This window comes from Streptomyces sp. NPDC037288 (genome assembly GCF_055603265.1).
This window is the reverse complement of sequence record NZ_JBVJVY010000003.1, coordinates 130233-152997: the sequence shown is the minus strand read 5'-3', so window position 1 is coordinate 152997 and position 22765 is coordinate 130233. Positions and strand designations below refer to the sequence as shown.

The following is a 22765-nucleotide window of genomic DNA, read 5'->3' as shown; positions in this document are numbered from 1 at the left end:
CGGAAACGACGATGGCGAGGCATGTCCACGCTTTCCGTGGACATGCCTCGCCACTCGCCATCGTGCGCCGCCAGGGACTCGAACCCCGGACCCGCTGATTAAGAGTCAGCTGCTCTAACCAACTGAGCTAGCGGCGCCTGCTGACGTCGTAGACCTTAGCATCCTGGTCGGCGGGAGGAAAAATCGAAATCCGCACGGCTGCGCGAGCCGCCCGTACGGCCGCCCAGAGCACCACCTCGGGGCCCGGCAGCCAGGGGTGGCGCGTGTCCGGGGCGACCAGCCAGCGGGCGGTGCCGGCGCCGTCGTCCCCGGTGGGGGCCGGGACGGTCACCGCGTCGCCGGTGCCGTGGCACAGCAGCGGCGGCACCGCCTCCGTGCGGTTCGAGCCCCACTCCTCCCACGCCAGCAGCGAGGGCAGCCGCTGGGCCGTGCCCGGTGCGGCGAACAGCAGCACACGGCCCCGGAACACCGCGACCGGCCCCGAGCCCGGGCCGTCGTCCCAGAGCCGGTCCAGCATCCGGCGGCCGAAGATCGCCGGCGCGCTCACCACGTCGAAGACGGTGCCGCAGGGCAGGACGACGGGGGCGTCCGGGCTCTCCTCCCAGAGGGCGAGCGTGCTGCGTGGATACGTCGCCGCCGAGGCGAGCCAGTCGACTCCGTCGGAGGTGACCCGGGTGACGTTCGGTGCGCTGCTCATGCCACCCAGATGTACCCGGCGTGAGCGGGTCGTTCTCCTGAGTTGCCGAAACTCGGGACAGGGGCGGAGGGGGAGGAGTATCTTGCCCCCCTGGCATATGCCACATGGGGTTACTCGCGGGCTCCGTGTTGACGCGGGCGCGGGGTCACACCGGGTCGGCGGTGGTCCGGCCCTCGGCGTTGCCGCGCAGGAGATCCCGCCCGAACTCGACCATCTTCTTCGCGTAGTCCTCGGTCCACTCCGCGCGCGCGGCGATGTCCGCCGGGGTCAGCCGGTCGAACCGGCGCGGGTCGGCGAGCTGGGCCGCCGCGACGGCCTGGAACTCCACGGCCCGGTCGGCAGCCGCGCGGAACGCCTGGGTCAGCTCCGTGGCCCGGGCCAGCAGCGCCCGCGGATCCTCGATCGACTCCAGGTCGAAGAAGTGCTCGGGATCGGTGGCCGCCTCCGCGGGCTCGAAGATGAGAGGCGCGGGGCGTAGCCGCGGTTCGTTACGACGCGGCGTGGGCTCCGCCATGTCTTGTCTCCTCCTCGTACGGTTCGCTGGGCACCGCCTTCGGACGGGCCACCGTCCATTGTCCCGCGCGGGCGCAAGGGCCCCTCATGGCCGCCGGTTCACGCGGTGTTCCGCGAGGTGGGAGAGCACCGCGTGGTTCGCCTCCCGGGGTGGGGGGCGGCGCGGCCGGGCTCGGTCATGGTCGCCAGGTCACGCGGTGTTCCGCCAGGTGGGACAGCACCGCGTGGTTCGCCTCCCAGCCGTCCGGAAACTTCACCAGTGTGCCCAGCTGGACCGGTTCCGTGGACGGATAGTCGTCCAGGAGGTCGCTCACGCCCGCGCGGCAGACCACGATGCAGGCGTGGCGGTGCCGGGAGGCCAGGACGCACAGGCGGCCGGTCTCCAGGTGGAAGGCCGTGGCGTCGGGGCGGCCGGAGAGCGGGTGCAGGACGACCGTGATGTCGTACTCCCGGCCCTGGAGACGGTTCGCGGTGTCGACGGTGACATCCGCCACGCCCAGCTCGGCGAGGGCCGTGCGGACCGCCGCCGCCTGGTCGCGGTGAGCCGTGCCGACGGCGACGCGGTCGGCGGTGAGGGGGGTGGGGGAGGGCGAGCGTTCGGAGATCGCCGCGCCGCCTCGGTCCAGCAGGCGGCGTACGACCGTGGCCACGGCATGCACCGCCTCCGGGTCCGTGCGCGGCGTGTGCCGGGCGGGCAGTTCCAGCAGGCCCCAGCCGGATTCCGCCGCCTCGTCGATCACCTGGTCCGGGCCGGAGCCGTCGGAGGCGACGGCGAAGGTGAGGCGGCGGTCGCCGTGATCGGTGCCGCTGCGGAAGGGCGTGTAGGGGTAGAAGGCGTCCGAGACCAGGGGGGCCGCGGAGGAAGGGAGGCGCCAGGAGACCGGGAGGCGGTGCTGCGGCAGGCCCGGGTTGTGGGCCAGGAGGGTGGTCACGGCGGACGCCGAGGGGTCGTACGACAGGCCCGCCCACTGCTCGCTGCCGACGATCGCGAACGGGTCCAGCTGGCCGGGGTCGCCGACGAACAGCGCCCGCTCGAAGAGCCCCGCCACGGCCAGCAGGGAGTCCGAACGCATCTGGTACGCCTCGTCCACGATCGCGTGCCGCCATGGCTCGTCGACCTTCACATGCGCCCACTTCGCCGCCGTGGACAGCACGACCGGCAGGCCGTTCAGGTCGGCCGCCTTCGCGGACGTGCGCACCTGCGGCAGAGCGTCCAGCGCCTTGTCATAGGCGTCGGTGTCGCTGCTGTGCAGCCGGCCGACCGGCAGGTCCGGGTTCTTCTCGGCGAGCCGGAGAACGAGATCGTCCACCTGGGCGTTCGTCTGTGCCACCACCATCAACGGGCGGCCCGCCCCGGCCAGTTCCAGCGCCGCGCGGACCACCAGCGTGGACTTGCCCGCGCCGGGCGGGGAGTCCACGACCACACCGCGCTCGCCGCCGTGCAGGGTGTCGTGGAGGATCGCGTCGGTGGCGCGGGCGGCGGCGGCCCCGGGATCGAAGTCGACGGTCGTCACAGCACGTCCTCCGCGGTCACGGTGTCGGGTGCCTCCGGTACGGCCTCACCCGGCGGGCCGCCGTGTGTCCACGGGGTCTCCTGCGGGTCGGGCAGCTTCGCGCCACCGCGCTGCTCGTGCTCGAAGAGGGTGAAGCACACCCGGTCGCCCTTCTCCGGCACGGACCCGGGCTCGGGCTCCTTGCCGCGCCCCATCTTGTCCACGATCCGCAGCACGAGGGTGTCCTCGGAGTCGTGTCCGACGAACTCCGCCGACTGCGGCTTGCCGCCCAGCGAGCGGTACACCCTCGCGCGTTCGGCGAGATGCGGCCGGTCGTCCGTGCGGACCGTCACCAGCGGGCGCGGGGCGGGCCGCCTGCCCTCGCTGTACGCCATCACGACATCGGTCACCTCGCCCGCGAACGCCTCCCCGGCCAGCCGCCGCCCCGCCATCACCAGCGGATCGTCCAGTGCCTCCTGCGCCTCCAGCCGGGCCTGCTCGCGCTCGCGCGTGGCCAGCTTGTTCGCCGCCGTCACCGCGTCGTCCCGGCGCGGCTGCGGGGGCTCGCCCGCCAGCACCCGGTCGCGGTGGCCGGTGAAGGACCAGCGGTCCCGGGTCCAGCGCTCCTCGACGTGCGCACCCTCCGGCAGCGCCCGCAGCAGGTCCAGGCCCCGCCACACCGCGTCCCAGGTGGGCCGGGTGCGGCTTGCCACCAGGTCGCGGATCTCCCGCTCGGCCGCCGTCAGCGCGGCCAGTCGGTCGTCGGCGGTCAGGGCGTCCTCGGCGGCGGCGAGTGCCCCGCGTGCGCGGTCGTAGCGCTCTATCGCCGGAGCCAGCAGCTTGTTGTCGAACGCCGGGTCGGTGGCGGGACCGGCGGGCGGGCACAGCAGCTGGCCGGCCGCGTCCCGTGCCAGCTCGGCCCGGCGTGCCGCCCCGGCGCCGGAGGTGCCCTCCGGGGGGTCGATCCAGGCGAGCAGCGCCCCCAGGTGCTGGTCCTCCAGACCGGACTGGCCGGTCGCCCAGTGCCGGGACAGCAGATCGGTCAGGGCCAGGAGGAGCGAGGAGCCGGGGACCCGGGACCGCTCGCCGTAGTGGGTCAGCCACCGGCCGAGCAGCGGCACCCGGGGCGGCGCCGGGTAGGGCGCCTCCGGGTCCTGCTCGGCCGTACGGCGGAACCGCATCGAGCGGCCCAGCAGCCGTACGAAGTCCAGGCCCGCGCGGCTCGGCACGATCAGCTGGGGCGCGTCCGCGCACAGCTCCACCTCGACCTTGACCCGCTTGCCGGTCTCCGGGTCGGTCTCCGTGCGTTCGGCCGCCTCCACGGACTGGGCGCAGGAGTCGACGTACGGCAGGACGACGTCGGCCAGGTCGGCGAGGAACGTGAAGCGCAGGTCGCGGTCGCGGGGCTGCGGTACGACCAGCAGACGCGGGGCGTCCCGGTCGGTGCCGACGAGCGCGCCGAGCGGGGCGCCGGCCTCACCGGCGGTGGTGAGCGGCACGAACACCAGGGGGCGCGGGGACAGATGCCGGTGCCGGACGGTCGCGGCGGGCTGGGCCCGGCCGGTGGCGACGGCCTCGAGCCGGGCGAGGGTGGTGATCAGGGACACGGGGCGACCTCCCGGTGGGCCGCGTCCGTCAGCGCCTCCGCGCGCAGGACAGCCGCCCGGCGCAGCGCCGCGACCGCGGGGTCGTCCGGGTCGCCGGTCTCGCCGCGGGCCGCCGCGAGGACGTCCTCGACCGTGGTCAGACCGCCCAGTTCGGCACGCAGGGGACGGCCGAGACGGGTGACGGCGCCCTCCGCGCGGGAGCGTTCCCGGCAGTGGAAGGCCAGTTCGCACGCGGACAGGCACTCGGGCGCGTACGTCGCCGGGACCGCCTCCACGGCCGCCGTGAGCTCCTCTGCGCCCCGGTCGGGCGCGAAGCACAGGCCCTCGGGCAGGTCCGTGGCGATCTCCTCGATCCGGGTGAGCCGGGCCAGCTGACGGGCGGTGACCGCGCGCTGCTTGCGGACGTCGACGGCGGAGCCCGCGGGCAGGTTCGAGAAGTCCTTCGGACACACGAGCAGGACCCGGTGCCGTACGACCGGGACGGGATCGAGGCGCGCGGCGACCTCCTCCAGCGCCAGGACGTACACCGCCGCCTGCCGGGCCGCCGCGCCGACCTTCGCCGGGTCCGCCGAGCCGTCCAGCAGGGGGAAGGACTTGATCTCCACCACCGACCAACTGCCGTCCGGGTGCACCACGACCGCGTCGGGCTCCAGGAAGGCGAGCGAACCGGCCACGTCCAGCGCCAGCATCGGATGGTCCAGCAGCGTCCAGCCGCCCGCGCGCGTGGCCTCGCGCAGCGCCAGCGCCGTACGCGCCGTACGCCCCTGCGGGCCGTGCGCGGTCAGGTCGGGTACGGCGGCCCCTTCCGGCGCCGCGGCGTCCGGGTCGAGGCGGGCGTGCGCCAGCCGGAGCAACTCGGCGCCGCCGTCGGCCTTCACCTTCGCCTCGAACGCGTTCCCGCGCGTCAGCGCGAACTGCGACTGACCGAACGCGGACGGCGCGCCCAGCGCGCCCGCCAGCCGCGCCTTGTCCACCCCGGCGCCGTCCAGGATCGCCCGCCTGGCGCACCCGGGGTTCGCGGCGAGCGCCGCCAGGGCGCGCGCGTCCAGGGCCTTGGCCGGTACGTCGGGACCGCGCAGCTCAGCGAGCCGGTGTCGGAGCCTGTTCTCCCGCGTCTCTGGAGGAGGTGTCCGGTTCGGCCCCGGCATCGAGCCGCGCCTGGCGCTGCCGTGGAATTCGCTCACCCGCGGAAGTCTGGCATCCGGCACTGACAATCGGGGAACCCGTGCCGTCCGTGACCGGGGTGCGGCGCGGGAACAGCCGGGGCAGGCGGGACCGGAGCAGATCCAGGGCCCGCATCACGGGCGACGCCAGCAGGAAGCCGGCGCCCATCACGGCGACACCCGCGACCGCGTCGAGGAAGTAGTGGTTGGCGGTGCCCATGACCACCAGCGCGGTCCCCAGCGGGTAGCCGACGGCGAGGACCTTCGAGAGGCGGGTTCGGCCGTGGCGCCACAGCATCACCCCGCACCACAGCGCCCAGCCGACGTGCAGGCTCGGCATCGCCGCGTACTGGTTGGTCATGCCGCCCATGCCGCGCGGCGCGCTCGCCTCGCCGCCCCACCAGCCGTACGAGCTGTAGTGCGCCATGGTGTCCACGAAGCCGTGGCCGGCGGAGAGCAGCCGGGGCGGGCAGGTGGGCAGCAGCGTGAAGCCGATCAGGCCGATGAACGTGGACGTCATCAGCCAGGTGCGGGCCCGCCGGTAGTGCTCGGCGTGGGCCCGGAACAGCCAGATCAGGAGGGCCGGCGTGACCAGGTAGTGCAGCGAGGCGTACCAGAAGTCCGCCGGCACACCGAGCCAGGGCTCGCGCGTGAACAGCCGGTTGAGCGGGTGCTCCGCGTTGAGGTGCAGGGCCTTCTCGAAGCGCAGGATCGCCAGGCCGTGGTCGACGGCGGAGGAGACGTCACCCCGGGCGAGGAGGCGGCCGGCCGAGTAGCAGCCGTAGACCAGGAGGATCAGCGGCAGCTCGGTCCACCAGCGCAGCCGGGTTCGCGGGGTCACCTCGGTGCCCGGTGTCTCGGTCTGCGGCATCCGATCGCCCTCCCCCTTCTGCAGTGCGGCGCGCCCCCGGAGGGCGACCGTGCCACCTTACGGTGTCCGTATCTCGCCGTTGAGGGCGCTCCGGCCCACAAAGACGTCGAGATCGCCCTCCGGGTTGCCCCGAGCGGGGGTGAGCGATGATGGAGAAGCCCTCTCTTGTCGTTCTCGCGGCGTCCGTGTGGCGTCCCCCTCCCGGAAAGGCCTCCCATGGCACCGCGCATCCTGCTCGCCCGGCACGGACAGACGGAATGGTCACTGTCCGGCAAGCACACCGGCAGGACCGACGTGCCGCTGCTGGAGGAGGGCCGGCGGGGAGCCAAGCTGCTCGGCGAGCGACTGCACCGCGCTCCGCTGGACGGGCTGCCGGGCGTGGAGGTGCGCACCAGTCCGCTGGCACGCGCGCGTGAGACGTGCGAACTGGCCGGCTTCGGGGACCGGGCCACCGTGTGGGACACGCTCATGGAGTGGGACTACGGCGCCTACGAGGGGATGACGCCGGCCGAGATCCAGGCCGTGCGCCCCGGGTGGCTGATCTGGCGGGACGGGGTGCCGGAGGGCGAGAGCCTCGCCGAGGTGACCGCGCGTGCGGACGAGGTGGTCTCCTGGGCCCGCTCGTCCGACCGCGACGTCCTGGTCTTCGCGCACGGCCACATCCTCCGCTCCATAGGGGCGCGGTGGCTGGGCCTGCCGCTGGACTTCGCGGCACGGATACGCCTGAACCCGACCTCGCTGTCCGTCCTCGGCTGGGCTTACGGGGAGCCGGCGATCGAGAGCTGGAACGACCTGGGGCATCTGGCCGGCTGAGCGGGGGCGGGGCCGCCTGCCCGCGCGTGCGGGGTGCCTCCCCCGGAGGGGGTGCCGCCGGCGCCCCGTGAGGGGCGCGGGAACTGCGCGAGCAACCCCCACGCACCGCAGACCGCCGACGGCCCTCAGACCCTCCCCGTTCTCGGCACGGAAGCGTGTCGGTCCAGGAACTCCGACACCCCCGACGCCCGCCGGTGAGGCAGCAGCACCCGAGCCGTCCCCGCCAGCATCCCCTGGATGCGGGAGGACTGGACCTGGTCCAGCAGCGACAGCACCCGCAGCCCGGCCGCGGCCGCCTCGTCGGGACGACCCTCGCGGGCCAGGTCGTCCGCCAGCTCGGCCATGTACAGGGCGATGTTCCGCGTGAAGTGCGGATCCTGCAGATGCGCCGCCCGGCGCGCGTGCCGGGAGGCGCGCCGCCAGTCACCCAGCATGGACCAGCACTGCGCCTCCAGGCCCTCCAGTTCGGCCTCGCCGTAGAAGCTCATCCACTCCGGGTCGGCGTCCGAGCGGCCCCGGGCGAAGAGCGTCTGGGCCCGGACGAGTGCCTGTTCGCAGCCCGTGCGGTCGGCGAGCCCCGCCCAGCCGCCGGCTTCGCGCAGCGCGAGCAGGGACATCAGGCGCGCCGAACCCAGCGGAGCGGCCGCGCGCTGGGCGGCCTGCGCGGCACGGACCGCCTCCCGGGGCCGGCCGGCGTCCCGCGCCAGGAACGCGGTGTTGCAGAAGGCGTGTGCCTCCAGCGCCGGGTCCCCGGTCATCCGGGCCGTGGCCAGCGCCTCCGCGTAGTGCGAGCGGGCGTCGTCGAAGCGGCCGGAGTCGTGCGCCAGCCAGCCCACGGAGATGGCGAGTTCACCGGCGCCCGAGTGCAGCCGGTCGGCGGTGGTCTGCCGGGTCGCGCCGGCGTCCAGCAGCGCGTAGGCGGCGCGCAGCGGAGCCGCCGCGCGCCGGTACAGGCCGTCCGCGCCGTGCCGGTCGTCGAGTAGCCGGATACGGCGGACCGCCTCCTCCAGGGCGGCGGCCTCGGGAGTTCCGGGCCGGCGCGCGGTCCGGACCGCGGCCGCGGCGTCCGTGGTGAGCCCCAGCGGGCCCAGCGTGGCGGCGGCCACCGTGGCGCCTCCGCCGGTCATGAATGCGCGACGCAGCACGTCGCTCTCCTCGTGGTTCAGATGGTCTTTCGCGTACGGCTCGTGCGGGCCGTACGGGTCCTGTGTGTCATACGGTTCGAACGCCGCCGGCGTCTCACCGGCCCCCTGGCCCTCACCGGTGATGAGTGCTTCGGGCGTGTCCGCCGTCGGCCGCGCCGCGCGCCCGCGGACGGACGAGCGGGGCGCGAAGCCGAGGTCGGTGAGCGTGCGGCCGGGGAACATATGCAGGAACACCCGTTCGTACGCGTAGTTCGGGCAGCGGATCTCGCCCGCCTCGACCCTGCCGACGTAACGCGCGTCACAGCTGACCCGCTCACCGATCTCGCGCGCGGCGCGGCGTACCAGTGCCGCGAACTCGGCCGGTGAACGACTGCCGCGCAGGTGCCGGAAGGCGAGGTTCGGCCGGGGTGGCCGTTCGGGCTGTGACGCTGTCTCGGTTGACGACGCCATGGCCGGGTCCTCTCGTGCGAACCGTCGAACCATGCCGGATCCGGGACGGATTCGGGACGAGTTGTCCGAGTGACGCCCTGGTTCCGGCGGGCATGAACGTACCTGCTGTGAAGGACCCGCCACGCTGTGTTTGGCTACAAACCGGATATCTCATCCACGATCTGCCATGAAGTGCCATCCTTTGCGGCGCACTTGTGCCGTAGCCGTTGACGCGTTCACGCGTTGGACCCCGTGGACCGCAACAGGGGCTGTGTGGTGGAGGCCGGCATGGAGACCAGCCAGAGCAACGAACCTTGTATCTCGCCGTCGTCGGCCGTGCAGACCGCGACGGCCACGGCGGCCTGCGACCTGGTGACGGTACCGGCCCGGCAGGGCCTCGAGGCGGTCGACATCCTGCGGCGCGGCGCCGGTGACGCGGTGGGACCCGTGCTGCACGACGGCGGCTGCGCCACCCTCGGCTTCCTGGTTCCGGCCGGCACGGCGGCCTGCTGGGACATGCCGGGCAGCACCTGCACGGAGACGGACGGGCGCGGACTCAGGCTCAACCCGGAGCCGCCGGTCGAGGGCTCCGACTGGCTGCTGCCGCCCGGCGAGGCCGACCTCGCCACCGACCCGGTGGTGCTGCGCCGGGCCCTCGGGGAGGCGGCCCGGATGATCGAGGCGGCCGACAGCTGCCGGTGAGGCGCCCGCCCGGACGGGCTGCGAAAATGGTCCGATGGGCAGGTCCAGGAGCACACGGCAGACACGGGGCACGCGGCGCGGGCCGGCCGCCGTCGAGGCCGTCGTGGAGGCGGTCGACGGCGGGCTCGCACAGCTCGTACCCGATCCCGACCGCCGCCGGGCCTGGACGCTGCTGATCGACGGCGCGCCCCAGTCGCACGTCGACCTGGACGACCCCGCGTATCTCTCCTTCGAGTACCAGCGCCGCCTCGGCCATGTCATCGACCTTCTCGCCCCGCCCGGCAAGCCCGTGCACGCCGTGCACCTAGGCGGCGGCGCGTTCACCCTCGCCCGGTACACCGCCGCGACCCGCCCCCGGTCCACCCAGCAGGTCGTCGAACGCGACGCGGCCCTGGTCCAACTGGTCCGCCGGGAACTGCCGTTGGATCCGAACGCACGGGTCCGGGTGCGCTCGGCGGACGCCCGCGCGGGGCTGGCGAAGGTCCCGGACGGGTGGGCGGACCTGGTCGTCGCGGACGTCTTCAGCGGCGCCCGCACCCCCGCCCACCTCACCTCCACCCAGTTCCTGGACGAGGTCCGCCGGACCCTGAAGCCGTCCGGGGTCTACGCCGCCAACCTGGCCGACGGCCCGCCGCTCGCCCATCTGCGCGGCCAGATCGCCACCGCCGCCGCCCGCTTCGCCGAACTCGCGCTGATCGCCGACCCCGCCGTCCTGCGCGGCAAGCGCTTCGGCAACGCCGTCCTGGTCGCCTCCGACGCCCCGCTCCCGCTCGCCGACCTCACCCGCCGCGCCGCCTCCGACCCGCACCCGGGCCGGGTCGAACGCGGCAAGTCCTTGACGGACTTCACGGGCGGCGCGACTCCCGTGACGGACGAGGCAGCCGTGGCGTCCCCGGCTCCGCCGCCTTCGGTGTTCCGGTGAGGGTTCAGTAGGTCCCGACCTCGACATGCGGCGGACCGTCGTGCCACGTGCAGAACACCGACACCCGGTCCGTGCCCCTGCTGAACTCCACGCGGATCCACGTCTGCGTCTTCCACACCTGCATCGACCAGCCGGTCCCCGGCGTCGCCGAGACGAGGGTGGCGCTGGACGCGCCCAACTCGAACACCGCCCGGCCGCCGTCGGTGTCGTAGGACCTGACCCGCCCGGACGCGGACGCGGTGGGGGTGTGACCCGGCGTGCGGGTGGGCGCCGAGGCCGGTGCCGAAGGTGTGGCCGGCGGTCGCTTCGACGGGGACGGCCGGTACGTCGGCGGGGGCAGGGCCTTGGTGCCCCGCGCGGTGGCGTCGGTGTCCGTGACGGACAGGGCGCGCGGCGGGTCGTACGCCGTCCCCTCCATCACCGTGTGCACACCCCACCACGACAGCGTGGCCGCCGCTCCCGTCGCGAGCAGCCACGCCAGTACGTGTACGAGTCCTCTGCGCATCGCGGGCCATACTGCCTCAGGGCGATCGCGGTGCGCACATGCTCCGAGTTGTCCACAGGCGCCCGCCCGGTGTGGTCCGCATGGCGTACGGTGCGGCGCATGGCAAGTGTGCTCGTGGTCGAGGACGACCAGTTCGTACGCTCGGCGCTCATCCGGCACCTGGCCGACGCCGCACACACCGTGCGCAGCGTCGGCACGGCACTGGAGGCGCTGCGCGAGGTCGCCCATTTCCGCTTCGACGTGGTCATCCTCGACCTCGGACTGCCGGACCTGGACGGCTCCGAGGCGCTGAAGATGCTCCGCGGCATCACCGACGTGCCCGTCATCATCGCCACCGCACGGGACGACGAGACGGAGATCGTCCGGCTGCTCAATGCCGGTGCGGACGACTACCTGACCAAGCCGTTCTCCGTCGAGCACCTGTCCGCCCGGATGGCGGCCGTACTGCGCCGGACCCGCTCCGGCGGCGGGGAGGCCCCGCCCTCGTCCGTGCTCCGCGTCGGCGGCCTGACCGTCGACCCGCTGCGCCGCCAGGCCGAACTGGACGGGGTCCGCCTCGACCTCACCCGCCGCGAGTTCGACCTGCTCGCCTTCCTCGCCGGGCGGCCCGGTGTCGTCGTCCCGCGCAAGGAACTCCTCGCCGAGGTCTGGCAGCAGTCCTACGGCGACGACCAGACCATCGACGTACATCTGTCCTGGTTGCGCCGGAAATTGGGGGAGACGGCCGCCCGGCCCCGCTATCTGCACACGCTCCGGGGGGTCGGCGTGAAGCTCGAACCCCCCGTGGAGCCGGCTGCGGACGGGGAGCCGGTGCGATGAGGTGGGCCCTGGTCAAGGTCTGCCTGGCGGTCACGACGATGGTCGTGATCGCCTTCGCGGTCCCGCTCGGCCTGGTCGTCAGGGAGATGGCCCGCGACCGGGCCTTCTCCAACGCCGAACGGGAGGCCGCCGCAGTGGCGCCCGCGCTGTCCATCACCACCGACCGGGACAAACTGGAGCGCGTCGTCGCCTCCGCCGGCGCCGACTCGGGAATGGCGGTGCATCTGCCCGCCACCGACGGCCGGTCCGCGCTCGACCTCGGCAAGCGGCGCGCCGCGGACCGGGACATCCAGGCGGTGCGGAAACTGGGCCGGGCCTCCACCACCTCCGTCTCCGGCGGCTCCACGCTGCTCCAGCCGGTCGCGCTCGGCTCCGGCGCCATAGCCGTCGTCGAGGTCTACGTCCCCGAGTCCGAGGTGACCAACGGTGTCGGTACGGCCTGGGCGGTGCTCGCGGCCGTCGGCCTCGCGCTGATCGTCGGCTCGGTCGCGGTCGCCGACCGGCTCGGGGTGCGCATGGTGCGGCCCGCCCAGCGGCTGGTCGAGGGCGCGCACGAACTGGGCGAGGGCCGGCTGGGCGCCCGGGTGCCGGAGGACGGCCCGACCGAACTCCGGCTGGCCGCCGTGGCGTTCAACTCCATGGCCGACCAGGTCGTCCAACTCCTCGCCAACGAGCGGGAGCTGGCGGCCGACCTCTCCCACCGCCTGCGCACCCCGCTCACCGTGCTGCGGCTCAACACGGCATCCCTGGGCGCGGGGCCGGCCGCCGAGCAGACCCGGGCCGCCGTCGCCCAGCTGGAGCGCGAGGTCGACACCATCATCCGTACGGCCCGGGAAGCCAAGCCGCAGACGGTCGCGGCCGGGCCCGGCGCCGGATGCGACGCGGCCGAAGTGGTGCGCGAGCGCATGGAGTTCTGGTCCGCGCTCGCCGAGGACGAGGACCGCAAGTGGCGGGTGGCCGGCGTCGAGCGGCCGGTGCGCATACCCGTGGCCCGCGCCGACCTGGCCGCGGCCCTGGACGCCCTGCTCGGCAATGTCTTCCGGCACACCGCCGAGGGCACCGCCTTCGCGGTCGACGTGCACAACGCCGAGGACGCGGTGATCGTGCTGGTCTCCGACGCGGGCCCCGGCATACCCGACCCGGATGCCGCGATGGCCCGTGGCCGCGGCTCCGGGAACACCGGCTCGACCGGTCTCGGCCTCGACATCGTGCGCCGGCTCGCCGAGGCCACCGGCGGAGACGTCCGGATCGGTTCCTCGGTGCTGGGCGGCACCGAGGTGCGGATCTGGTTCCAGCTGGACGGGCGGGGGCCGGTGGCGCGGGGCCGTGCGCGAAGACGCCGATCAGGCAAACCGGTCCCGACTGGTCTCGACCATTAATCGTCCCCGATCCCTTCCTTAAGCGAACCCTAAGGTCTGCAACGGCCGTCCCGATCAAGCCGTTTGTCCGATTCCCCATCGCTAGCGTGCTGCCGCACCACACCCCCGTGAACAGCGAAGGCAGGCACGCGCATGAGCACGCACCGGCGCAGGATCAGTGGCAGGAACAAGGCGATAGGCGGTCTCGTGGCCGCGGCCGTCGTCGGTGGCGGCGCGGTCCTGCTCACCGGCACCGCCAACGCGGCCGGCGTGAACGCCGCGTACACCAGGACCAGCGACTGGTCGACCGGCTACACCGCCCAGTACGTCGTCACCAACAACAGCGGCCAGCGGGAGAAGACCTGGACGCTGGAGTTCGATCTCCCGGCGGGCGCCAGGCTCAGCTCCCTGTGGAACGGTGAGTCGAGCGTCAGCGGTTCGCACGTCACCGTGAAGCCGGCCACGTGGGACACCGAGGGCCTCGCCCCCGGCAAGTCGGTGACCGTCGGCTTCGTGGTCGACGGCAGCGGTGCCCCGACGGGCTGTCGTATCGACGACGTCCAGTGTTCCGCGGACGCGGGCCCCATCCCCGAGCCGAGCGGCCGCCCCACCGGGACCGGCTCGCCGGCTCCGACCGCCGCGCCCACCAGGACGGCCACCCCCACCAGGACGGCCACCCCGGGCCCGACCAAGACCACACCCCCCGCCCCGACCGCCTCCCCGACCACCGGCACCGGATCCGGCACCACCGCCTCCGCCGGCTTCGCCCCGTACGTCGACACCTCCCTCTACCCGGCGTTCGACCTGGTCGGCGCGGCCGACGCGACCGGCGTGAAGAACTACAACCTCGCCTTCGTCACCGACGGCGGCGGCTGCACCCCCAAGTGGGGCGGAGTGACCGACCTGACCAGCGACGGCGTCGCCGCGCAGATCGGTTCCCTGCGGGCCGAGGGCGGTGACGTCCGGGTCTCCTTCGGCGGTGCCTCCGGCTCCGAACTGGCCACCACCTGCTCCTCCGCCGACGCGCTGGCGGCGGCGTACGGCAAGGCGGTCGACGCGTTCAAGCTCACCAAGGTCGACTTCGACGTCGAGGGCGGCGCGCTGCCGAACACGGCCGCCAACACCCGCCGCGCCCAGGCCATCGCCAAGCTCCAGGCCCGGCACCCGGGCCTGGACGTCTCCTTCACCCTCCCCGTGCTGCCGCAGGGCCTCACCCAGGACGGCGTGAACCTTCTGTCCGACGCCAAGTCCAACGGCGTGAAGATCGGCACCGTCAACATCATGGCGATGGACTACGGTCCCTCGTTCAGCGGGGACATGGGCGACCTGGCCGAAGAGGCCGCAACCGCCACCCAGGCCCAGGTCAAGGGCGTGCTCGGCCTGTCCGACTCCGCCGCCTGGAAGACGGTCGCGGTCACCCCGATGATCGGCGTCAACGACGTCTCCTCCGAGGTCTTCAAGGTGGACGACGCCACCCAGCTGGTGAACTTCGCCAAGTCCAAGGGTCTCGGCGGCCTGTCGATGTGGTCCGCCACCCGCGACAAGCAGTGCGCCGGTGGCACCAAGCCCACCGCCGACGCCACCTGCAGCTCGATCACCCAGGACAAGAACGCCTTCTCGAAGGCGTTCGGCGCCTTCCACTGACCCACCCCCCTCCCGCGGGGCGCGGCACGACGGAGGGGTGCCGCGCCCCCCGGTACCATCGGGGCATCCGGTGGCCGAGGGGGGGGCGCAGTGATCGAACTGTCCGACGTGATCCGCGAGTTGAGGGGGCAGCTGACGTCGGCCCTGGCAGACGGGGACGGGCAGCTCGTACGGTTCGAGCTGGGACCGGTGGAGGTCGAGGCCACGGTCGCCGTCACCCGTGAGGCGGGCGCGGACGCCAAGGTGAGGCTCTGGGTCGTCGACGCGGGCGCGAACGGCAAGTACTCCCGGGCGCAGACGCAGCGGATCAAGGTCACCCTGACCCCGAAAGCCGTCCCGGCGGACGGCAGCCCGGTCCGGCCGATCCTGATCGCAGGCGGCGAGGTTGAGGGCGAGCGCTGACCAGGGGCTGCGGCCGGCGCAGGTCGCCGAGATCATCGCAGCGCCGTCGGACCGTGCCGGGGGGAAACGCGGCACGGGCTATCTGTTCGCACCCGGCAGGGTGCTCACCGCCGCCCATGTCGTCGACGGCGCGCACGACGTGCGTGTCCGCTTCCAGGCCGACCGGCCGGGTGAGCGGACCGTCACGGCCGACGTGCTGTACCGGAACGACGCCGTCGACGTCGCGGTACTCGCCCTCACGGCCGAGCCGGTCACCGACATCGCGCCCGCCGCGTTCGGCAGGGTCGGCGACCAGGACGCGGTGCTCCTCTGCACCGCCATGGGCTTTCCGCGCTTCAAGCTCCGTACGGACGAAAAGGGTGCGTGCTTCCGTGACGCGGAGCATATCCACACGAGCTGCGCGGTGCTCTCCAACCGGCGCGAAGGCACCCTCGACCTCACCGTCACCGCGCCGCCCACCGGCGCCTCGGAAACCGGCCATGACGTCTGGGAAGGCATGTCCGGCGCGGCCGTCTTCGGCAACGGGCGGCTCATCGGCATCGTCGCCCGCCGGCACCGCGGCGACGGCCCCGGCCGGGTCGCCGCGCTCCGGGTCGACCGCTGGGCCGAGGCACTCGCCGACGGGGAACTCGCCGCACTGGAACAGGCATTGGGCTGTGCGCTGGCCCCCGGCGCGCTCCCCGACGTGATACCCGCCCCCACGTTCGACCTGATCCAGGAGGCCTACCGCACCCAGCTCGCCGAGGACTTCGCCCCCGAAGAACTCCGGGACCGGGAGCCCGAGCTTCGCGACCTCGTCGCCTTCTGCAGCGGCCCCGGACCGTATCTGCGGCTTCAGGGACGGCCCTGGTCCGGAAAGACGGCGCTGGCCGCGTGGTTCGCACTGCACCCGCCCCGCGGAGTCGTCCCGGTGTGGTTCTTCATCACCTCGCGCAACGCGCGCCAGTCGGACAGCGACGCCTTCACCGGCGCCCTCATCGACCAGCTCGCCGCCCTCGCCGGACAGGTACCGTCCGGCCACCTCTCGCCGGGCGCCCGCGACGGGCTGCGCGGCCTGCTCCTGCGCAAGGCCGCCGAACGCGTCGCACAGCACGGCGGCACCCTGCTCCTCGTGGTGGACGGACTCGACGAGGACCAGTCCCTCGCACCGGGCGGAACCGGCCCGAGCATCGCCTCGCTGCTGCCGCGGCGACCGCCCCCGAACGTCCGCGTCCTGGTGACCGGCCGGCCGAGCCCCGACCTCCCCCTGGACGTGAAGGACGACCATCCTCTGCGTCACTGCCGGGTCCTCGAACTCACCGCGACGGCAAAGGCACGGCACACCGAGTACAGGGCCCGGCTCGACCTGCGGCGGGCTTTGTCCGGGGACCGGTTGCAGGTCGACCTGGTCGGACTGCTCGCCGCGGCACGCGGCACTCTCACGGCCGAGGACCTGCGCGAACTGACCGGCGCGCGGCACCACGAGCTGACCGGACGGCTCGGCAGCGCCTTCGGCCGGATCCTGCGCGAGCGCGGAACCGGCGTGGACAGCGGCGGAGACGTGACCCTGTACGTGACGGGCCGCGGCTATCTCTTCGCCCACGAGACCCTTCTCACCGCGGCCCAGGACGAACTCGGGCCGGACCTGGACACCTACGCCGGGCGTCTGCACAGCTGGGCGGAGGCCTACGCCCGCAAGGGCTGGCCCGCCGACACCCCGCTGTACCTGCTCCAGCCGTACGGCCGTCTGCTCACACAGCTCCAGGACACACGCCGCAGCCGTGCCCTCGCCAAGGACGCTCGCCGACGCGACCGGCTGCGGGAGGTCACCGGCAGCGACGCGGCGTGCCTCGCGGAGATCGAGGCGGCACGACAGGTTGTACGCAGCACCGCCCCTGATGACTTGGGGAATCTCGCAGCCCTGGCAGCCGTAGCGGATCTGCTCGCCCGGCGCAACGAGTCCCTGCACCCGGACATCCCCGCGGTCTACGCCCGCCTGGGCCGCGTGCGCCATGCGATCGGGCTCGCCCGCAGTGTCTTCGACCCGTTCCACAGCGCACGCGCACTGGCCGGGGTGGCACGCGTGCTGGCCGAGGCGGGGGACCGGCGGGCCGTGGGGCTGGCCGAGGAGGCGCTGGAACTGACGCGGAAGACGGTGGGCGAGCACCAGCGGTCCCACGGCGACGGGATCGTCGACGACGCGCTGCGGGAGCTGGCCGCCGTCTTGATGGCGACCGGGGAGGAGGGTGAGGCACTGCGCCGGCTCGGCCAGTCGCGACCGCCGAGCAAGCGGCGGGGCGTCGAGGGCCTGGCCATGGTCGCCCGCGCCGCCAAGGACCCGCGGTGCGCGGCCGACCTGTTGCACCGCACGGAGGAACTGGCGCGAGGGATCACGTTCCTGCCCGACCGCGTCCGTGCGCTGGGTGCCACCGCCGAAGCGTGGACGGCACGTGCAGAGCCGAGCCGTGCCGCACGTCTGTACGACGAGGTGGCCGCCCTCGCCGAGGAGCACGCCTACGCGTCAGGAAATGTCCCCGCGGCCGCCGCACGGATCCTGCACACCGTGAACCCGCCCCAGGCGGAGCGCATGATCCGGCTCGCCCTCGAAGCTCACGGGCGAGGAGGGCTGATGGCGCCCGGCAATGAGGAAGACGCCTACGACACGGTGTCCGCGCTCGCCGAGACCCGTCGCACGGCCGAGGCCGACGAACTCCGGGGGGTGTTGCTGCGGTGGGCCTATCCGTCGCGGAGTGTGGGGCCCGCGATGGCCGTGGGGTGGGCCCGGGAGGGGCGCGTATCGCAGGCGTGGGAGGAACTCGAGGACTTCTGGGAGCTTCACGACCCCCACGACGAGGACGATTCCGTCGCCCGGGTCGTCGGACTGCTCGCCACCGCAGGAGCCGCCGACGAGCTGGAGACCCTGCTGCTCACCGGGACGGACACCTGGTGGTGGCGCGGGGTCGCCGGAGCACTCGCCGCGCTCGCGGACCACTTCGCCGGCACCGACCCCGCCCGGGCGTTGCGACTGCTCCGCCAGGCGGAGCGTGGCAACCAGCTCAGGGGCGGGACGGACGAGACCTACAGCTGGATCGACGCCTCCCGCCAGGACGAGCGCCTCGCCGCGCTCGCGGGAGCACTCGCCGCCACGGGCTCACCGGACGACGCCGAGTGTCTTGTCGAGGCGATCCGCACACCCGACATGCGCGCCTTCGCGTACGCCGCCGCGGCGGTGGCCCTCGCGGACGTGGACGCTCCTCGAGCAACGTCTCTGGCGGAGCGGGCGGCCCGTACGGCCGAGCTCGGCGGCGGCTGGGACGAGGTCGTGCGGGCCGGCGTGCTGACCGCCGTCGTCCAGGCACTGGCGAGCACGGGAGCGGTGGAGCGGGCCACGAAGCTGGTGCGACAGCTCGGAAGGGGCCGGACTGAGTTCTTCTTCGCCGATCAGGCTCGTGCGATCGTGGTGACATCTCTGTGGCCGCACGATCCGGACAGGGCGGAGCACCTGGCCGACGCCCTGTTCCGGGAGCACCGGGACACGCGCCCTGCATCCGTGCCCGCCCTCCTCGGGCTGCTGGCCGCGACGGCTCCCCACGACGCCGAGCGCGCCGCCCGTGTCCAGGAACTGCTGTGGGGGGTCGACGTGGACGATCCGACGGAAGGCGAATACGGGGAGACGGCCCTGATCGTTCTGGCGACCGCCACGATCGATCCGGAGACGACCAGGGTCCGGCTCAACCGACTGGCGCGGGCGGGCAGAGCGGTGCAGGATCTCCGGGCGGCGGTCGCGGAGGCCTTCGCGCACACCGCGTTGGGGGACCACGCGCAGGCCAGGGCCGTAGTCCAGGGCTTCGGGCGCGATGAGGAGCTCGCGTCGGCCGCCCTCTCCGCCCTCGCCGGTCACGCCGCCTGCGCTCCCGTCGACCCCGGCGGTCTGATCGGCGGTGGCGGTGGCATCCGCGCCTCGCTCGCCCGCCGCATCGCCGCGCATCTCCACCCCCTCCCCGGCGGCCCGGACCTCGCTCGGGCGCGGTCTCTCCTCGCTGAAGCACTCACCCCGGAGGGCTGGCACCACGCCGTTCCCGTCCTGGCCACGGTCGACCCCGGCGCCCTGCGCTGCGTCCGGGACGCCGTCTTCGCGCACCTCGGCCTCGACGCCTAGCTCACCGAGGACCGGGCCCGGCAGGCGCGGGGTGCGGCACTCCAGGCACTGCCACACCCCGTTCCGGAATGCTCAGACCCGCGGCTCCACCCCCGGCAGCACCCCCGTCCGCGCCGCCTCCCCGTACCACCGCGCGCTCGACTTCGGCGTGCGCTCCAGCGTCCCGTAGTCCACGTACACCGCGCCGAACCGCTTGCCGTAGCCGTACGCCCACTCGAAGTTGTCCAGCAGCGACCACAGGTAGTAGCCGCGGACGTCGGCGCCGTCGGTGAGGGCCCGGCGGACCGCCGCGAGGTGGTCGTGCAGGTAGGCGATGCGCTCGGGGTCGTGCACGCGGCCGTCGGCATCGGGCTTGTCGTCGTAGGCGGCGCCGTTCTCCGTCACGTACAGGGGCAGACCCGGCGCCTCGCGCGTGTAGCGCAGGAGCAGGTCGTACAGGCCCGTCGGGTCGATCGTCCAGCCCATCTCGGTGCGTTCGCCCGGGGTCTGGTGGAAGAGGACGTCGTCGGCGCCCGGCCAGGGGGAGTGCTCGCTGGCGCCGTGGCCGTCCGCCCGGGGACCCCGGGCCGCGCCGGACGCGGCCGAGACCAGGGCCGGGGTGTAGTAGTTCAGGCCCAGCGCGTCCAGCGGGACGTTGATCGTGTGTGTGTCACCGCCGTGGACGTACGACCAGTCGGTGATCGAGGACGTCGCGTCGAGAAGCGACGACGGGTACGCGCCGTGCAGCATCGGGCCGTGGAAGACGCCGTTGGCCAGGTCGTCGATCCTGCGGGCCGCCGCGACGTCGGCGGGGTCCTGGGAAAGCGGCCGTACCACGGACGAGTTGAGGCTGATCGCGATCTCGTTGCGGGCCGGCATCACCGAGCGCAGGGCCGAAGCCGCCAGGCCGTGCGCGAGGTTCAGGTGGTGGGCGGCGCGCAGGGAGGCCACCGGGTCGGTGCGGCCCGGGGCGTGCACACCGGAGCCGTAACCCAGAAAGGCGCTGCACCAGGGCTCGTTGAGGGTGATCCACTGCTCCACCCGGTCGCCCAGCGCCTCGCCGACCAGCCGGGCGTACTCGGCGAACCGGAACGCGGTGTCCCGCTGCGGCCACCCGCCCGCGTCCTCCAGCTCCTGCGGCAGGTCCCAGTGGTAGAGGGTGAGCGCCGGCCTGATGCCATGGGCGAGGAGCTCGTCCACCAGGCGGCGGTAGAAGTCCAGGCCGCGCTGGACCGCGGGGCCCCGGCCCGTCGGCTGCACCCGGGACCAGGAGACCGAGAAGCGGTACGCGGTCAGGCCCAGCTCCGCCATCAGCGCCACGTCGTCGCGGTAGCGGTGGTAGTGGTCGACAGCGATGTCACCGGTCTCACCGCCGGCCGTCCTGCCCGGCGTATGGCTGAAGGTGTCCCAGATCGAGGGGGTGCGGCCGTCCTCCCGCACCGCCCCCTCGATCTGGTACGCCGAGGTCGCGGCACCCCAGAGGAAGGCGGAGGGAAAGGTCACGGAGGGATCGGGCTCAGGCATGGAAACGCTCCCATTGGGGGGTCGTAGGAGACCTGGCGTAGTGGGGGAGGGAGAGGGAGAGGGAGAGAGGCGCAGAGGGGCCGGGCGGCGGTGGCCCGGCCCCCGGGGGGAGACCGTCAGCCCTTGATCGCGCCCTGCATGATCCCGCCCACGATCTGCTTGCCGAACAGGACGAACGCGATCAGCAGCGGCAGGGTGCCGAGCAGCGCGCCCGCCATGATCACCGCCTGGTCCGGGACATAGCCGGTGCCGAGCGAGTTCAGGGCCACCTGCACGGTCGGGTTCTGCTGGTTCAGGGCGATGATCGGCCACAGGAAGTCGTTCCAGGCGAACACGAACGTCAGCAGGCCGAGTACGGCCATGGCCGGACGCGCCGCCGGGAACACCACGTGCCAGACGATCCGCACGCTGCTCGCACCGTCCACCCGGGCCGCCTCGATCAGCTCCGTCGGCAGCGCCTGCACCAGGTACTGCCGCATGAAGAACGTACCGAACGCCGTCACCAGGCTCGGCAGGACCACCGTCTGCAGCTGGTTCGACCAGCCGAGATCCGACATCCACAAGTACAGCGGTACGACGGCGAGCTGCGGCGGGATCATCATCGTACCGATGGTCAGCAGCAACAGCAGGCCGGAGAAGCGGAACCGCAGCTTGGCGAAGGCGAAGCCGGCCAGCGTGGAGAACAGCACCGTGCTCACCGTGATCGTGCCCGCCACGATCACCGAGTTGAACATCGCGGTCCCGAGCCCCGCCTGGTCCCAGGCCGTCTGAAGGTTCCTGAACAGGTTGCCGCCGAACCACAGCGGCGGCGGGGTCTCGGCCAGCCGGTGGGCGGTGCGGGAGGCGGCGATCGCCGTCCACACCAGCGGGGCGAGGGAGACCAGCGCGAAGACGGTGAGCACGACGTACGTCACCGGGCCCGCGTGCAGTTGCTTGCCCGCACCCATCCGTCCCCGGCGCCGGACCGCCTTCCGGGGAAGCGTCAGTTCAGTGGTCGTCATCGGGACTTCCTCAGCCGTCGGGTGAGCAGCAGATTGACCGCGGCGACGACCAGCAGGATCAGGAACATCGACCAGGCGATCGCGGACGCCTTGCCGAGGTTGCCGATGATCCAGCCCTGGTCGTACATGTACAGGCCGAGCGTCTGGTACTGGTGCTCGGAGCCGCCCTTGGACCCGCTGACACCGCCGAACAGCAGCGGCTCGCCGAACAGCTGGGTCGCGCCGATGGTCGAGACGACGACCGTGAACAGGATCGTCGGGCGCAGCTGCGGGATCGTCACATGCCGGAACTGCTGCCAGCGGCTGGCGCCGTCGATCGCGGCCGACTCGTACAGGTCGGTGGGGATCGCCTGCATGGCCGCCAGATAGATCAGCGCGTTGTACCCGGTCCACCGCCAGATCACGATCGACGACACCGCGAACTGCGAACCCCAGTCGGACTCACGCCAGTTGACCGGGCCCACCCCGAGGAAGTGCAGGAGCCAGTTGACCATGCCGCCGTCCCACGAGTACAGCAGCGTGAACACCAGGGTCGCCGCGGCCACCGAGGTGGCGTACGGGGTCAGCATCACCACGCGCCAGACGGTCGAGCCGCGCAGCCGGTAGTTCAGCAGGTGGGCCAGGCCGATCGCGGCCAGCAGCTGCGGCACGGTCGAGATGACACCGATGGTCAGGGTGTTCTTCAGGGCGTTCCAGAAGAAGTCCGAGGACCACAGGTTCGTGTAGTTGTCCAGGCCCGCCCAGGTCTGGTGGTCCAGCGCGGACAGCTGCACGTGGTGCAGCGAGTACCAGGCCGTGTAGAGCAGCGGGACCAGCGTGAACGCCGCGAACAGGACGAAGAACGGAGATACGAACGCGTACGGCGACGCCTTCATGTCCCAGCGGTACAGCCGGCTGCGCCATGAGTCGGTGCCCGCCGGCGTACCGCGACCGTGAGCGCCCCGGGCCGGGGGGGGGGGGGGGGGGGGGGGGGGGGGGGGGGGGGGGGGGGGGGGGGGGGGGGGGGGGGGGGGGGGGGGGGGGGGGGGGGGGGGGGGCGT

The 22765-nt window shown here is 73.3% G+C and carries 19 protein-coding genes and 1 tRNA gene; 8 read left to right on the top strand and 12 right to left on the bottom strand.

All coding sequences use genetic code 11. The features are described 5' to 3' along the window. Positions 1 to 63: 63 nt before the first annotated feature. The 7 genes from ACZ7GZ_RS04795 to ACZ7GZ_RS04765 all read right to left on the bottom strand — a co-directional run bounded on the left by ACZ7GZ_RS04795 (position 64) and on the right by ACZ7GZ_RS04765 (position 6344). Positions 64 to 137, bottom strand: a tRNA-Lys gene (locus ACZ7GZ_RS04795). Further along, on the bottom strand, positions 128 to 697 hold the full coding sequence (locus ACZ7GZ_RS04790) for a bifunctional DNA primase/polymerase (protein ID WP_471020964.1): 570 nt from the start codon (positions 695 to 697) through the stop codon (positions 128 to 130). The genes ACZ7GZ_RS04795 and ACZ7GZ_RS04790 overlap by 10 nt, the downstream gene beginning before the upstream one ends. Positions 698 to 842: 145 nt before the next feature. Continuing rightward, complete coding sequence (locus ACZ7GZ_RS04785) at positions 843 to 1211, bottom strand: hypothetical protein (RefSeq protein WP_471020963.1); 369 nt, start codon at positions 1209 to 1211, stop codon at positions 843 to 845. A 175-nt stretch (positions 1212 to 1386) separates the two neighbouring features. Further along, positions 1387 to 2724: an AAA domain-containing protein gene (locus ACZ7GZ_RS04780; protein WP_471020961.1), complete on the bottom strand. Its 1338-nt coding sequence runs from the start codon at positions 2722 to 2724 to the stop codon at positions 1387 to 1389. Beyond that, on the bottom strand, positions 2721 to 4310 hold the full coding sequence (locus tag ACZ7GZ_RS04775) for a hypothetical protein (protein WP_471020959.1): 1590 nt from the start codon (positions 4308 to 4310) through the stop codon (positions 2721 to 2723). Before ACZ7GZ_RS04775 ends, ACZ7GZ_RS04780 begins: the two co-directional genes overlap by 4 nt. Then, positions 4301 to 5458, bottom strand: a complete 1158-nt coding sequence (locus ACZ7GZ_RS04770) for a hypothetical protein (RefSeq protein ID WP_471021242.1) — start codon at positions 5456 to 5458, stop codon at positions 4301 to 4303. The genes ACZ7GZ_RS04775 and ACZ7GZ_RS04770 overlap by 10 nt, the downstream gene beginning before the upstream one ends. Further along, a complete protein-coding gene (locus ACZ7GZ_RS04765) occupies positions 5391 to 6344 on the bottom strand; it encodes a phosphatase PAP2 family protein (protein WP_471020957.1) in 954 nt (317 codons plus the stop codon). Before ACZ7GZ_RS04765 ends, ACZ7GZ_RS04770 begins: the two co-directional genes overlap by 68 nt. Positions 6345 to 6560: 216 nt before the next feature. Between ACZ7GZ_RS04765 and ACZ7GZ_RS04760 the strand changes: the two genes are divergently transcribed. Then, positions 6561 to 7157 carry a histidine phosphatase family protein gene (locus ACZ7GZ_RS04760; RefSeq protein ID WP_471020954.1) on the top strand — a complete coding sequence of 199 codons (597 nt, stop codon included), beginning with the start codon at positions 6561 to 6563 and terminating at the stop codon, positions 7155 to 7157. Between the two features lie 125 nt (positions 7158 to 7282). Here ACZ7GZ_RS04760 and ACZ7GZ_RS04755 read toward each other — a convergent pair whose 3' ends face one another. Further along, a complete protein-coding gene (locus tag ACZ7GZ_RS04755) occupies positions 7283 to 8752 on the bottom strand; it encodes a hypothetical protein (protein ID WP_471020952.1) in 1470 nt (489 codons plus the stop codon). A gap of 252 nt (positions 8753 to 9004) precedes the next feature. Here ACZ7GZ_RS04755 and ACZ7GZ_RS04750 point away from each other — a divergent pair, with 252 nt between their 5' ends. Together ACZ7GZ_RS04750 and ACZ7GZ_RS04745 are read left to right on the top strand one after the other, a co-directional pair. After that, complete coding sequence (locus tag ACZ7GZ_RS04750; RefSeq protein WP_471021241.1) at positions 9005 to 9433, top strand: hypothetical protein; 429 nt, start codon at positions 9005 to 9007, stop codon at positions 9431 to 9433. 34 nt (positions 9434 to 9467) lie between these two features. After that, positions 9468 to 10355: a spermidine synthase gene (locus ACZ7GZ_RS04745; RefSeq protein ID WP_471020950.1), complete on the top strand. Its 888-nt coding sequence runs from the start codon at positions 9468 to 9470 to the stop codon at positions 10353 to 10355. A gap of 4 nt (positions 10356 to 10359) precedes the next feature. Here the strand turns inward: ACZ7GZ_RS04745 and ACZ7GZ_RS04740 are convergent, their stop codons facing one another. Further along, the gene (locus tag ACZ7GZ_RS04740) at positions 10360 to 10860 is read right to left on the bottom strand and encodes a hypothetical protein (protein WP_471020949.1); all 501 of its coding nucleotides are present in this window, start codon (positions 10858 to 10860) and stop codon (positions 10360 to 10362) included. A gap of 99 nt (positions 10861 to 10959) precedes the next feature. Here ACZ7GZ_RS04740 and ACZ7GZ_RS04735 point away from each other — a divergent pair, with 99 nt between their 5' ends. The 5 genes from ACZ7GZ_RS04735 (at position 10960) to ACZ7GZ_RS04715 (ending at position 19221) form a co-directional block, all read left to right on the top strand. Next, positions 10960 to 11679 carry a response regulator transcription factor gene (locus tag ACZ7GZ_RS04735; protein ID WP_471020948.1) on the top strand — a complete coding sequence of 240 codons (720 nt, stop codon included), beginning with the start codon at positions 10960 to 10962 and terminating at the stop codon, positions 11677 to 11679. Then, the gene (locus tag ACZ7GZ_RS04730; protein ID WP_471020946.1) at positions 11676 to 13058 is read left to right on the top strand and encodes a sensor histidine kinase; all 1383 of its coding nucleotides are present in this window, start codon (positions 11676 to 11678) and stop codon (positions 13056 to 13058) included. Before ACZ7GZ_RS04735 ends, ACZ7GZ_RS04730 begins: the two co-directional genes overlap by 4 nt. Before the next feature lie 132 nt (positions 13059 to 13190). After that, positions 13191 to 14681 carry a glycoside hydrolase family 18 protein gene (locus ACZ7GZ_RS04725; RefSeq protein ID WP_471020945.1) on the top strand — a complete coding sequence of 497 codons (1491 nt, stop codon included), beginning with the start codon at positions 13191 to 13193 and terminating at the stop codon, positions 14679 to 14681. A 90-nt stretch (positions 14682 to 14771) separates the two neighbouring features. Beyond that, entirely contained in the window at positions 14772 to 15083 is a 312-nt protein-coding gene (locus ACZ7GZ_RS04720; protein ID WP_471020944.1) for a trypco2 family protein, read from the top strand. Next, positions 15067 to 19221, top strand: a complete 4155-nt coding sequence (locus tag ACZ7GZ_RS04715; RefSeq protein ID WP_471020942.1) for a trypsin-like peptidase domain-containing protein — start codon at positions 15067 to 15069, stop codon at positions 19219 to 19221. Before ACZ7GZ_RS04720 ends, ACZ7GZ_RS04715 begins: the two co-directional genes overlap by 17 nt. A 72-nt stretch (positions 19222 to 19293) precedes the next feature. Here ACZ7GZ_RS04715 and ACZ7GZ_RS04710 read toward each other — a convergent pair whose 3' ends face one another. The 3 genes from ACZ7GZ_RS04710 to ACZ7GZ_RS04700 form a co-directional block, all read right to left on the bottom strand. Then, positions 19294 to 20724 (bottom strand): GH1 family beta-glucosidase, encoded by a 1431-nt coding sequence (locus tag ACZ7GZ_RS04710; RefSeq protein WP_471020941.1) that lies wholly within the window; start codon positions 20722 to 20724, stop codon positions 19294 to 19296. A gap of 116 nt (positions 20725 to 20840) precedes the next feature. Further along, a complete protein-coding gene (locus ACZ7GZ_RS04705; RefSeq protein WP_471020940.1) occupies positions 20841 to 21725 on the bottom strand; it encodes a carbohydrate ABC transporter permease in 885 nt (294 codons plus the stop codon). Next, a complete protein-coding gene (locus ACZ7GZ_RS04700) occupies positions 21722 to 22615 on the bottom strand; it encodes a carbohydrate ABC transporter permease (protein ID WP_471021239.1) in 894 nt (297 codons plus the stop codon). The genes ACZ7GZ_RS04705 and ACZ7GZ_RS04700 overlap by 4 nt, the downstream gene beginning before the upstream one ends. Between the last annotated feature and the right edge of the window lie 150 nt (positions 22616 to 22765).

Excerpts from the sequence above, each read along its gene's own strand:
- ACZ7GZ_RS04765 (WP_471020957.1), bottom strand. The coding sequence starts at position 6,344 with ATGCCGCAGACCGAGACACCGGGCACCGAGGTGACCCCGCGAACCCGG.
- ACZ7GZ_RS04785 (WP_471020963.1), bottom strand. The coding sequence starts at position 1,211 with ATGGCGGAGCCCACGCCGCGTCGTAACGAACCGCGGCTACGCCCCGCG.
- ACZ7GZ_RS04710 (WP_471020941.1), bottom strand. The coding sequence starts at position 20,724 with ATGCCTGAGCCCGATCCCTCCGTGACCTTTCCCTCCGCCTTCCTCTGG.
- ACZ7GZ_RS04740 (WP_471020949.1), bottom strand. The coding sequence starts at position 10,860 with ATGCGCAGAGGACTCGTACACGTACTGGCGTGGCTGCTCGCGACGGGA.
- ACZ7GZ_RS04760 (WP_471020954.1), top strand. The coding sequence starts at position 6,561 with ATGGCACCGCGCATCCTGCTCGCCCGGCACGGACAGACGGAATGGTCA.
- ACZ7GZ_RS04790 (WP_471020964.1), bottom strand. The coding sequence starts at position 697 with ATGAGCAGCGCACCGAACGTCACCCGGGTCACCTCCGACGGAGTCGAC.
- ACZ7GZ_RS04770 (WP_471021242.1), bottom strand. The coding sequence starts at position 5,458 with ATGCCGGGGCCGAACCGGACACCTCCTCCAGAGACGCGGGAGAACAGG.
- ACZ7GZ_RS04755 (WP_471020952.1), bottom strand. The coding sequence starts at position 8,752 with ATGGCGTCGTCAACCGAGACAGCGTCACAGCCCGAACGGCCACCCCGG.
- ACZ7GZ_RS04735 (WP_471020948.1), top strand. The coding sequence starts at position 10,960 with ATGGCAAGTGTGCTCGTGGTCGAGGACGACCAGTTCGTACGCTCGGCG.
- ACZ7GZ_RS04705 (WP_471020940.1), bottom strand. The coding sequence starts at position 21,725 with ATGACGACCACTGAACTGACGCTTCCCCGGAAGGCGGTCCGGCGCCGG.
- ACZ7GZ_RS04730 (WP_471020946.1), top strand. The coding sequence starts at position 11,676 with ATGAGGTGGGCCCTGGTCAAGGTCTGCCTGGCGGTCACGACGATGGTC.
- ACZ7GZ_RS04725 (WP_471020945.1), top strand. The coding sequence starts at position 13,191 with ATGAGCACGCACCGGCGCAGGATCAGTGGCAGGAACAAGGCGATAGGC.
- ACZ7GZ_RS04745 (WP_471020950.1), top strand. The coding sequence starts at position 9,468 with ATGGGCAGGTCCAGGAGCACACGGCAGACACGGGGCACGCGGCGCGGG.